Source organism: Mesorhizobium sp. M1428 (assembly GCF_040317515.1).
In the GTDB taxonomy this organism is placed as follows: Bacteria; Pseudomonadota; Alphaproteobacteria; order Rhizobiales; family Rhizobiaceae; genus Mesorhizobium.
Map to the genome: position 1 here is coordinate 209962 of NZ_JAMYKT010000008.1, position 11816 is coordinate 221777.

General features: G+C 62.3%; 10 protein-coding genes. 3 read left to right on the plus strand and 7 right to left on the minus strand.

Annotated elements, in window-relative coordinates; translation table 11 throughout:
• The first annotated feature begins 54 nt into the window (after positions 1-54).
• Entirely contained in the window at positions 55-1248 is a 1194-nt protein-coding gene (locus NKG60_RS14365; RefSeq protein ID WP_352975009.1) for an aq_1923 C-terminal domain, read from the plus strand.
• 71 nt (positions 1249-1319) lie between these two features.
• Here the strand turns inward: NKG60_RS14365 and aspS are convergent, their stop codons facing one another.
• The 4 genes from aspS to NKG60_RS14385 form a co-directional block, all read right to left on the minus strand.
• The gene (gene aspS / locus NKG60_RS14370; RefSeq protein WP_352663359.1) at positions 1320-3110 is read right to left on the minus strand and encodes an aspartate--tRNA ligase; all 1791 of its coding nucleotides are present in this window, start codon (positions 3108-3110) and stop codon (positions 1320-1322) included.
• A 214-nt stretch (positions 3111-3324) separates the two neighbouring features.
• Complete coding sequence (locus NKG60_RS14375; protein ID WP_352662879.1) at positions 3325-4149, minus strand: carbohydrate ABC transporter permease; 825 nt, start codon at positions 4147-4149, stop codon at positions 3325-3327.
• A 19-nt stretch (positions 4150-4168) separates the two neighbouring features.
• Positions 4169-5041 carry a carbohydrate ABC transporter permease gene (locus tag NKG60_RS14380; RefSeq protein WP_352663361.1) on the minus strand — a complete coding sequence of 291 codons (873 nt, stop codon included), beginning with the start codon at positions 5039-5041 and terminating at the stop codon, positions 4169-4171.
• A 68-nt stretch (positions 5042-5109) separates the two neighbouring features.
• Positions 5110-6378, minus strand: a complete 1269-nt coding sequence (locus tag NKG60_RS14385; protein WP_352662882.1) for an ABC transporter substrate-binding protein — start codon at positions 6376-6378, stop codon at positions 5110-5112.
• A gap of 259 nt (positions 6379-6637) precedes the next feature.
• On the opposite strand from NKG60_RS14385, the gene NKG60_RS14390 reads away from it, so the two are divergent.
• Positions 6638-7885 carry an MFS transporter gene (locus NKG60_RS14390; RefSeq protein WP_023674455.1) on the plus strand — a complete coding sequence of 416 codons (1248 nt, stop codon included), beginning with the start codon at positions 6638-6640 and terminating at the stop codon, positions 7883-7885.
• Positions 7886-7958: 73 nt separating this feature from the next.
• A complete protein-coding gene (gene rnd, locus NKG60_RS14395) occupies positions 7959-9110 on the plus strand; it encodes a ribonuclease D (protein WP_352662887.1) in 1152 nt (383 codons plus the stop codon).
• A 12-nt stretch (positions 9111-9122) separates the two neighbouring features.
• Here rnd and NKG60_RS14400 read toward each other — a convergent pair whose 3' ends face one another.
• From NKG60_RS14400 to guaB, 3 genes are read right to left on the minus strand one after another with little or no spacing between them, the layout of a single operon-like run.
• Complete coding sequence (locus NKG60_RS14400; protein ID WP_352975010.1) at positions 9123-9542, minus strand: MAPEG family protein; 420 nt, start codon at positions 9540-9542, stop codon at positions 9123-9125.
• Between the two features lie 28 nt (positions 9543-9570).
• Positions 9571-10110 carry a hypothetical protein gene (locus NKG60_RS14405; RefSeq protein WP_352663363.1) on the minus strand — a complete coding sequence of 180 codons (540 nt, stop codon included), beginning with the start codon at positions 10108-10110 and terminating at the stop codon, positions 9571-9573.
• Between the two features lie 31 nt (positions 10111-10141).
• Positions 10142-11644: an IMP dehydrogenase gene (gene guaB, locus NKG60_RS14410; protein WP_352662893.1), complete on the minus strand. Its 1503-nt coding sequence runs from the start codon at positions 11642-11644 to the stop codon at positions 10142-10144.
• Between the last annotated feature and the right edge of the window lie 172 nt (positions 11645-11816).

Below are 11816 nucleotides of genomic sequence, written 5' to 3' on the forward strand. Positions count from 1 at the left end.
GTGACGACGCGACGATTTGAAAAGAATTTCAGGACACTCTCAGGGGAGCTCTCGATGACGATCAGACACTCGACACTTATTAAAAGACTGGCTTTTTCGACCTTTTTGCTGACGCTGCCGCTGAATGCGGCGTTCGCGCAGGATACCGCGGTCGCCGACCGGCTGAAGGCTGCCCTCGCCGCCCAGGGCGTCGACCTCTCCTGGACCGGAGTAACCGGCGACACTTCCAGCATGGTTCTGCAAGGCGTAGCGGTCAAACCGGCGGCCGAAAAGGAGGCGCTCAAGATCGGCGACGTCAAGCTCGAAGGGGTGACCGAAGCCAATGGCGGCTATCAAATCGCGACCGTATCGACGTCGCCGTTCGAACACAGCGAAGACGGCGTCACGCTCAATCTCAGCCCCTTCGTCATCCACGACATGACGGTTCCGGCCGAAGGCGCAACCGGTCCGCTGGGCTCGCTGATGATGTACAAATCGGCGGAGCTAGAAAACATGACCGTCAAGGTCGCCGACAAGACAGCGTTCTCGATGGACGGGCTTGCCATCGCAATCACGCCGCCGGCCGACGGCAAGGCCATGGAGTTTTCCGGCACTACGGAAAAATTCACTGCCGACCTGACCCTGGTCGAAGATCCGAAGTCCAAGGAAGTCATCAACGCGCTCGGCTACCAGAACATATCAGGCAATCTTGAGATGGAAGGCACCTGGCAGCCTACCGACGGCAGGATGGACTTGTCGAAATACGAAATATCGGTCGACAATGCCGGCACTCTCGGCATGACCTTCGATCTCGGCGGCTACACGCTGGACGTCATCAAATCAATGCAGGAGATGCAGAAGAAGATGGCAGCGCAGCCCGAAGGCGCCGACAATTCCGCGCAAGGCATGGCCATGCTCGGGCTGCTGCAGCAGCTTTCGTTCAACAGCGCCTCGATCCGCTTCGACGACGATTCGCTGACCAAAAAGGTGCTCGATTATGCCGGCAAGCAGCAAGGCATGTCCGGCAAGGACATCGCCAACCAGGCCAAGGCGATCGTACCCTTCGGCATGGCGCAGCTCAACAATCCGGAACTGACGGCGCAGGTTTCGGCCGCGGTCAACAAGTTCCTCGACGATCCGCAAAGCATCGAGGTCTCGGCCGAGCCGCCGGCAGCGGTGCCGTTCGCGCTGATCATGGCGGGCGCCATGTCCAACCCGCTCGACCTGCCGAAAACGCTCGACGTGACGGTTACGGCGAACGAAGACTGACCGAGATCCCAAAGCAAAAGCCCGGCAGCGATGCCGGGCTTTGACTCAACAGAACCGGTTCGGAGCGTTTCCTAAAGCTCTTTCTTCGTCGCCACGACGCGCAGCGACAATTCGCGAAGCTGCTGCGGGCTGGCTTCCGACGGCGCGTTCATCAACAGATCGTAGGCCTGCTGGTTCATCGGAAACATTGTCACTTCGCGCAGGTTCCTTGCGCCGACCAGAAGCATGACGACGCGGTCGATGCCGGCCGCCATGCCGCCATGCGGCGGCGCGCCATACTGGAAGGCACGGTAAAGGCCGCCGAAGCGTTCCTCGACCGTTGCGCGGTCCAGCCCGACGGTTTCGAAGGCCTTGACCATGGTTTCCGGCAGATGGTTGCGGATGCCGCCCGAGGCGATCTCGAAACCGTTGCAGACCATGTCGTACTGGAACGCCTTGATGCCGAGCAGATCCTCGCCGTTAAGCGCATCGATGCCACCTTGCGGCATCGAGAACGGATTGTGCGCGAAGTCGATCTTCTTCTCCTCCTCGTTCCATTCGAAGAACGGGAAGTCGACGATCCAGCACAATTCGAAGCGATCACGGTCGACAAGATTGAGCTCCTCGCCGGCGCGGGTGCGCGCCGCTCCAGCGAAGGAGACGAATTTCTTCGGATCGCCGGCGACGAAGAAGGCGGCATCGCCATCGGCAAGGCCGAGTTGTTGGCGGATCGCCTCGGTGCGCTCCTCGCCGATGTTCTTGGCCAGCGGCCCGGCGCCTTCAAGCTTCTCGCCCTCCTTGCGCCAGAAGATATAGCCCAGCCCTGGCTGGCCCTCGCCTTGCGCCCATGAGTTCATGCGGTCGCAGAAGGCGCGCGAACCGCCGGTCTTGGCCGGAATAGCCCAGACCTCGGCCTTCGGATCGTTGGCAAGGATGTTGGCGAATACCTTGAAGCCGGAATCGCGAAAATGATCGGAGACGGCCTGCATCTCGATCGGGTTGCGCAGGTCCGGCTTGTCAGTGCCGTATTTGCGCATGGCGACATCATAGGCGATGCGCGGAAACTTCTGCGTCACCGGCTTGCCGGCGGCAAAGGTCTCGAACACCCCCCGCATCACCGGCTCCATGGTGGTGAACACATCCTCCTGCTCGACGAAGCTCATCTCCACGTCGAGCTGGTAGAATTCACCCGGCAGACGGTCGGCGCGCGGGTCCTCGTCGCGGAAGCACGGCGCAATCTGGAAGTAGCGGTCGAATCCGGACACCATGATCAGCTGCTTATACTGCTGCGGTGCCTGCGGCAGCGCGTAGAAAGTGCCGGGGTGGATGCGCGACGGCACCAGAAAGTCGCGCGCCCCTTCCGGCGACGAGGCGGTCAGGATCGGCGTCGAGAATTCGGTGAACCCGACCTCGCCCATCAGCTTTCGCATCTCGGCGATGATTTTCGTGCGCGCGACGATATTCTTGTGCAGCGTGTCGCGGCGCAGATCGAGGAAGCGGTATTTGAGGCGGATGTCCTCCGGGTAATCCGGCTCGCCGAAGACAGGCAGCGGCAATTCCTTGGCCGCCGACAGCACCTCGATCTCGCGCGCGAAAATCTCGATCTCGCCGGTCGGCAAATTGGGGTTCACGGTGTCGGCGAGGCGCGCCTTGACCTCGCCGTCGACGCGGACGACCCATTCGCCGCGCAGCGTCTCGGCAATCTTGAAGGCGGGCGAATCCGGATCGGCGACGATCTGCGTCAGGCCGTAATGGTCGCGCAAATCGATGAACAGCAGGCCGCCATGGTCGCGCACGCGATGCACCCAACCCGACAGGCGCACGGTCGAGCCGACGTCCGCCTTCCTCAATTGGGCACAGGTATGGCTGCGGTAACGATGCATTGTCATTCTTAAAGTCCGGATGTTGGGTTGCGGCCAAGGCATGATGGCCCAGCCTGAAAATTTGCGCGAAAAGCACATGAGAGGGTGCATTTGTCAAGGCAAGCGGCGGCCGGGTCGAGTTAGCGTTCTTCCCGTCCCTGTCCCACCGGCATCAATTTATGCCAGAGGCGTTAACCTGAGTTCGCTGCTCCGTGCCGGCAGTTCAACTATGCACTCACCCCTTCACCCCGCCCGCCGTGAGACCGGAGATGATCTTGCGCTGGAAGATCAGGACAAGGACGACAAGCGGCACGGTGACGATCACCGATGCGGCCATGATGTTGCCCCACGGGATCTCGAACTGCGAGTTGCCGGAGAGCAGCGCGATCGCCACAGGCACGGTTCGCTGCTCGTTGCTGGAGGTAAACGTCAGGGCAAACAGGAACTCGTTCCACGCACCGATGAAGGCGAGAAGCCCGGTGGTCGCCAGCGCCGGCCACATCAGCGGCAGGAAGACGCGGCTGATGATGATCCAGGGCGTGGCGCCATCGAGGATTGCCGCTTCCTCCAGCTCGATCGGCAGGTCGCGAACGAAGGCGGTGAGCACCCAGACGGTGAACGGCAAGGTGAAGATCATGTAGGACAAGATCAGCGCGAACGGCGAATTGTAGAGGCCGAAGGTGCGGATCAACTCGAAAAGACCGGCAAGCACCGCCAATTGCGGGAACATCGAGACGGACAGGATAATGAGGAGCAGAGCCGAGCGGCCGCGGAAGCGGATGCGCGCCAGCGCATAGGCGGCGGTGACGCCCAGGAACAGCGAAATGACGACAACAGCGCTCGAGATGAACAGCGAGTTCACGAGGTTGCGCAGGAAGGTCCCCTCGGTGAACACGGTCCTGTAGTTGCTGAAGGTAATCGTCGTCGGCCAATAGTCGATCTGGAAGAGCGCCGTCCCCGATTTCAGGCTGGTGATGATGGCATAGTAGAACGGGAACACCGCGACCACGACGATGACGGCGACGAGGAGGTAGAAGGCCGTGCGCTTGACGATCCACATGGTCAGCAGCTCCACATGATCAATAGTCCTTGTCCAGTCTTATCCGGCCGAGCCACAGAACGAGCATGGTCAGCAAAGCGAGGATGAGGAAGAGCAGCGTCGAGGCAGCGGAACCGTAGGCAAACTTGTCGAACTCAAACAGGCTCTCGCGGGCAAACACCGACATCGACTTCGTGTGTAAGTTGTTTGGCGTAAGCACGTAGATCAGATCGAAGATGCGCAGGGCATCGAGACCGCGAAAGATCATGGCCACCATCAACGCCGGCCGGATGAGCGGCAAGGTGATCTTCCAGAAAATTCTCCACGCTCCGACGCCGTCGAGCTTGGCGACTTCGTAGATTTCTTGTGGAAGCATCTGGAGGCCGGCGAGAATGAGAAGCGCCATGAACGGGGTCGCTTTCCAGATGTCGACAACGAGGACGGCGACCATCGCCGTGTCGGCGCTGGCCGTCCAGGCGATTTTTGTGCTGATCAGGCCGAGCTTGAGCAGGACGTCGTTGATGATGCCGAACTGGTCGTTGAGCATCCACTGCCACATTTTCGCCGAGACGATCGTCGGGATCGCCCAAGGGATGAGGATCGCGGCGCGCACGATGCCGCGGCCGCGAAACTTAGCGTTGAGCACCAGCGCGACGATCATGCCGAGCACCGTCTCGCAGGTCACCGAAATCACCGCGAAGCGCACCGTGTTCCAGACAGCGCGCCACCAGACCGGATCGGCGAGCAGCCCGTCATAGACGACGCGGCCGCTCGGCATTTGCAGAACGGAGAAATAGTTGGCGAAGCCAACCCAGCGGCGGGCTTCCAGATCGGCGAGCGAGGCATCGGTGAAGCCGAAATAGATCGTGCGCATCAACGGCCAGCCGGCAACGGCGGCGAGCACGATGAGCATCGGGGCAAGCAGCAGCCATGCCGAGCGCGTACGCTGACGCGCTAGCAGCGAGCCTGAGCGCGGCGAGGTCACCAGGCGGTGCCCTTGAGCCTGGTCAAGGAGAACTCCAGATCGGCAAGGTTGTCGGCGGCTGCGCCCTCGCCGGAAATGGTGTTGTGGACGGCGGTCCAGAACTCGCTCGATGCCTCATTGTACCGGCTCTTGGCCTGGGCCGAGGGACGCGGCACCGCGTTGATGACGACTTCCTTCCAGCGCGGAATCACCGGCTGCGCGCTGGCGATGTCGGCATCGTCATAGAGTGCCTCGATGGTCGGCAGATATGCCCCCTTCAAGGCGCGGTACTTCTGCATCTGAGGCGAGGCGATCCATTTGACCAGCTCGATCGCTGCATCCGGGTTCTTCGAATATTTGGAAACCGCGAGATTCCAGCCGCCAAGCGTTGCTGCCGGGCGCGCGCCCTCACCCGACCCCGGCGGCAGCGTGGTCACCTCGAACTTGCCTTTGATGGGGGAGCTTTCGCTGTTGCCAAGCGCGTAGGCGTAGGGCCAGTTGCGCATGAAGACGGCGTTGCCGGTCTGCCAGACACCGCGCGACTCTTCTTCCTGGTAGGCCAGAACGCCGGGCGGCGAGATGGTTCCCACCCAGTTCCTCGCCATTTCCAGCGCCGCAACTGCTTGCGGATTGTTGATGGAGATCCTGCCGTCCGGTTCGATAATCTGGCCGCCGCCGTTCGACTTCACCCATTCGAGTGCATCGCAAGTCAGCCCCTCATAGGCGTTGCCTTGGAAAACGAAGCCCCACATGTCCTTGTTGCCGGCCTCGCGCTCCTTGTCCATGACAAGCTTGGCGGTGTCGGCAAGCTCGGCCCAGCTGGCCGGGACCCTGGCGCCGTATTTGTCGAGGAGATCCTTGCGATAGTAGAGCGCCGGAGCGTCGGTGAATATCGGCAAGGCCACGAGCTTGCCGTCCACGGTCTGCGATTTGATGATCGATGGGAAATGGGCGCCAACGACATCCTTGGTCGCTTCGGTCAGGTCGATGAACTGCCTTGCAAGCTGGGGGGCCCAGATGATGTCCGTTTGATAGACATCGACGTCGCTGCTTCCGGCGGCGAGCCAGAGCCGGTATTGGCCAAACTGGTCCGTCGCCGAGGGCGGCAGCGGAACGACGCTAACCTTGTTGCCGGTCTTCTTCTCGTATTGATCGAGGATCTCGCGAAGGATTCTCTGGCCGTTGCCGGTGTCGCCGGACACCATGGCGAGGTCGACAGCCCGCGCCGGCCCAGCCGTCAGAACTGCGGCCACCGCAAATGCAGCAAATGCGGGATGAAATTTCATGATGGCGGACCTCCCTTTGGAGCTTCAGGCCGGGCAGCAGAAACGGACGCGTCAATGCCCGACACCGTCTCCGCACACCGGCAGCTCACAAGACGCGTATTCGCCCACCAGCACTGAACTACAAAGATACGCCTTGGTTCCCAACGCGGAGCGTCCGGAGCCACGCGGTTGCCCTCGGCTGGCCCAACGCCACCGGGAATTGCCGCTGGCATTGGCGAAGGCGATGGTTCAAGAAGGGATCAACGACAGGCTTTCCTTCATGTCTTCCATCCGCCCGCTGATCCCCCTCCTGATCGCCGCCGGCATCCTGCTCGGCGGCAACGGCCTGCAGAGCACGTTGATTGCGCTGCGTGGTGCGCAGGAAGGTTTTCCCGCTTCCTCGATCGGCCTGATGGGCACGTTCTATTTCGCCGGCTTCCTGCTCGGCTGCCTTGCCGTGACCCGCATCATGAAGTCCGTTGGCCATGTGCGCGCCTTTTCGGCACTGGCGGCGATCGCCTCGGCGGGAACGCTGCTGCTGGTGCTGGTCATCGATCCGGTGATGTGGTGCGCCGTGCGCTTTGCCGGCGGGTTCTGCTTTGCCGGCCTGTTCACCATCATGGAAGCCTGGCTGAATTCCGGTGTCACCAACACCGACCGGGCGCGGGTGCTTGCCATCTATCGGATGGTCGACATCGGCTCGGTGACGGGCGCCCAGTTCCTGATCCCGATCTTTGGCGCCGGCGGCTTTGCCATCTTCGCCATCATGTCGATGATGATCACCGTTTCGCTGGTGCCGGTTTCGCTCGGCGACCGCTCCAATCCTACGCCGCCGGAAGACGTCAAGCTCGATTTGGCGCGCGTCTGGCGGATCTCGCCGCTCGGCTGCTTCGGCTGTATCGCCGTCGGCGTCACCAACAGCGCCTTCCGCACCCTGTCGCCGGTCTATGCCGAGCAGATCGGCATGTCGGTCGCCGACGTCGTCACCTTCGTCAGCGTCGGCATTTTCGGCGGCGCCATCATCCAGTACCCGCTTGGCTATCTCTCCGACCGCTGGGACCGGCGCTCGGTGCTGCTGATGACGACGTGCTGTGCGATGGTGGCGGCACTGGCGCTGGCGTTCGTGGCCGGCGGCAGTCCGTTCCTCAACTTCCTGCTCGTCTTCATCTTCGGCTGCTTCGCCATGCCGCTCTATTCGCTTTCGGCGGCGCATTCCAACGACCGCGCCGACAAGGGCGAGTTCGTGCTGATCAATGCAGCCTTGATGCTGTTTTATTCCTTCGGCGCCATCGGCGGCCCGTTCGCCGCCTCGACGGTGATGCAATTTTTCGGGCCGAGCGCGCTGTTCGTGTTCAGCGCCACCGTCTATGCGATCTTCGTGGCCGTCATCCTTTACCGGATGCAGGCGCGCTCCGCCGTGCCGGCCACCCATCGCAGCCGTTTTACGGCGCTGTTGCGCACGTCGACGGTTTTTGCCCGGTTGGCGAAGCGGAATGCCGATCCCGATGAACCTGCAAAGCCTGGATAGAGGTGCTTGCGCTTGACGAAAGCGCGCGCGGCTGAAATTGAAAGAGACCCTATCCCTTGCCAAAAGCGATTTGATGCACGTCATCACCACCCAGAAAGAACTCGAGACCGCTATTACCGCTTTCGAAAGGGCGGAATTCGTCACCGTCGATACCGAATTCATTCGCGAAACGACCTTCTGGCCGATCCTGTGCCTGATCCAGATGGCAGCGCCCGGGGTGACGGCGCTGATTGATCCGCTGTCGGCCGACATCGACCTGAAACCGTTCTTCAGGCTGATGGCCAACGAGGCGATCGTCAAAGTCTTCCATGCGGCGCGTCAGGACATCGAAATCATTGTGCATCTCGGCGATCTGGTGCCGCATCCGGTGTTCGACACCCAGGTCGCGGCGATGGTCTGCGGCTTCGGCGACAGCGTTTCCTACGACCAGCTGGTGCAGCGCATCACCGGCGCGCGGCTCGACAAGTCCTCGCGCTTCACCGACTGGCGCCACCGTCCGCTGTCCGAAAAGCAGCTCGACTACGCGCTCGCCGACGTCACCCACCTGATCGAGGTCTACAAGCATCTCAGCGCCGAGCTGGTGCGGGAAAACCGCGCCCACTGGCTGAACGAGGAGATGGACGTGCTGACCTCGCGCGAGACCTACGATCCGCATCCCGAGGATGCCTGGAAGCGGCTCAAGATGCGGCTGCGCAAGCCGCAGGAACTGGCGATCGTGCAGGCGGTGGCCGCCTGGCGCGAACGCGAAGCGCGCGAGCGCGACGTGCCGCGCGGCCGGGTGCTCAAGGACGATGCGATCTACGAAGTGGCGCAGCAGGCGCCGCGCGACGCTGCGGCGCTGAGCAAGCTGCGTACCACGCCGAAGGGCTGGGAGCGCTCGTCGACGGCGACGGCACTGCTTGGCGCGGTAAACGCTGCCCTTGCCCTGCCCAGGGAAGAGATGCCGAAGCTGCCGAAGAGCTTCCAGCCGCCGGAGGGGTCAAGCGCCGCGGCGGAGTTGCTGAAGGTGCTGCTGCGGATCGTTGCAGAAAAGGAGGGCGTCGCATCGAAGGTACTCGCCTCCAGTGACGACATCGACCGCATCGCTGCCGAGGGCGAGGAAGCCGACGTGCCGGCATTGCAGGGCTGGCGGCGTGCCGTCTTCGGCGAGGCCGCGCTCAAGCTGGTGCGCGGCGAACTCGCCATCAGGTTCGACAAGCGCAAAATCGCTGTGTTCGATTTGTAGCCTTGAGCTTGCTCAGACCAAGCCGAGCAGATGCAGCGCCAGCCATATCCAGCCAAGTGCAAGAACTACCGCGCCCAGGTAGAATGCCCTGCTACGAAAGATTAGCCGATTGCTGGTCAAGTGGATCGATGAGTGAAGATAGCGGGAGACTACAAAGATCCACATCAGTGCCAAGGTCAGATAATTGACGCTATTGGTCACGTGCAGCGTCAAGCATAAGACGTAGAAAAGCACCGGCAGTTCGAACTGGTTGCTCAGATTGTTGGCGACGGTGATACTGGACCCAGGCTCCGTCGAGCGCGTCTTGAACTGGCCGGTCTTGGCTTCGCCCGATCTGACCGCGCCATGGCGGCGCCGGCCCATTACGACATAGACGATATAGACCAGCAGCACCTGCGCCAGCATCGGCCAGAAGATCGCGGTCTGGTTCAAGACGCCCCCTGTCGTTGTCACCCACCCTTCAAGGCCGTTTCTGAGCCATCAGAGTGAAAGCCGCAATGACGGTCACCGGTATCGCCAGCAGGGCGAATTTGGTGACGATCAGCGCCGAGGCGAAGGATAGCGAATCCGGATTGGCCGACAGAAAATCGGACAAAAGACGAGCCACGGCAATGTTCTGGGCATAGTCGGTAAGCAGGTAGGGCAGCACCAGCACAACCGCGAATATCGACTGGGTTTGCGCAGGCAGTGCACGGAAATTCTTCAGCCGCCGGCCCGTGGCCAGGATCAGGCTTACCATCGTCAGCGACAGCAGCGCCGGAAACAGCAGGTCGAAGGTCAGGTAATGCCAGACGAGAATAATCTCGCTGCCGCGCCGGCCGAGGGCCGTTAGCCAGGCCATGCCCTCATCCGGAGTGAAACCGGCATAGCGCATGTCGAGCGACGGCAGACCGCCGCTCAATTGGCGAAAATAGAGGAACTCCATCGCCGTCATGATGATGAAAACCGCCACGGCGGCGACACAGAGTGCGGCCGCGTGGCGCGACAGCCGCAGGATCATTGCCGCCAGATTGCGCCAGGACGCATGACGGTCAGGCTCCGCCAGGATAATTCGGGCTTTCGCGGGTAATCGTGACGTCATGGGCGTGGCTTTCACGAAGTCCGGCATTGGATATCCGCACAAAAGTGGCGCGCTCGCGGAAATCGGCAAGGTCGCGGCCACCGACATAACCCATAGCGGCTTTCAGGCCGCCTGCAAGCTGGTGCAGCACGCCAGACACAGGTCCTTTGTATGGGACCTGCCCTTCGATGCCTTCCGGGACCAGTTTCAGCGTGTCGCGCACCTCGGCCTGGAAATAACGATCGGCGGAGCCGCGCGCCATCGCGCCGACCGAGCCCATGCCGCGATAGGCTTTGAAGGAGCGGCCCTGGTGCAGATAGACCTCGCCCGGGCTCTCGTCGGTGCCGGCCAGCAGCGAGCCGATCATCGCCGCGCTGGCGCCGGCGGCCAGCGCCTTGGCGAGATCACCCGAATATTTGATGCCGCCATCGGCAATGACCGAGACGCCCGATTTATGCGCTGTCTCGACCGCTGACATGATCGCCGAGAGCTGCGGCACGCCGACGCCGGCGACGATGCGGGTGGTGCAGATGGAACCCGGTCCGATGCCGACCTTGACCGCGTCGGCGCCGGCATCGATCAGCGCCAAGGTGCCTTCCGCGGTCGCGACGTTGCCGGCCAGGATGCGAACCGAGTTGGACAGCTTCTTGGCCCGCGTCACCGCATCCAGGACGCGCTGCGAATGACCGTGCGCGGTGTCGATCACCAGAAGGTCGACGCCGGCGTCGATGAGGCGCTCGGCCCGCTCGAAACCGTCATCGCCGACACTGGTGGCGGCGGCGGCGCGCAGGCGTCCCTGCGCATCCTTGGTGGCGTGCGGGTTGAGCTGCGACTTCTCGATGTCCTTGACCGTGATCAGCCCGACGCAATTGCCGTCCCGGTCGACCACAACCAGCTTCTCGATGCGGTGCTGATGGAGCAGCCGCTTGGCCTCGTCCTGATCGACGTTCTCCTTGACCGTGATCAGGTTCTCGCGGGTCATCAGTTCATAGACCTTTTGCGCCGGGTCGGAGGCGAAGCGGACGTCGCGGTTGGTCAGGATGCCGACGAGCCGGCCGACCGTGTGACCGCCGCTGCCGCCGTTCTCGACCACCGGAATGCCCGAGATGCTGTAGGTGCGCATCAGACCCAGCGCATCGGCAAGCGTTGCCTCGGGACCGATGGTGACAGGGTTGACCACCATGCCGGATTCGAATTTCTTCACCTGCCGCACCTGCTCGGCCTGTTCGGCCGGCGAGAAATTGCGGTGGATGACACCGATGCCGCCGGCCTGGGCCATGGCGATCGCAAGCCGCGCCTCGGTAACCGTGTCCATGGCGGCCGACAGGATCGGCACGTTGAGGTCGATGTCGCCGGCGATGCGGGTGCGGATGTCGGTCTCGCCGGGCATAACCTCGGAATGACCCGGCTGCAGCAGCACGTCGTCAAAGGTGAGCGCCAATGCGCCGGTGGACGTCTCGATGATTTTTGCCATGGCCAGCCCTCGGAATGCAGGAAAGGCGCTCGCCCTGATGGACAGCGCCGACTCGTCTTCTTCCCTTTCAGGATTGGCGCTGGCTCGTAACACGTCCCGTCGCCGTTGAAAAGCCGATGGTTGTGTAGTGGCAAAGCTGTATTTGCCGCAGGTGCGGCAAGACTTGCGGTTC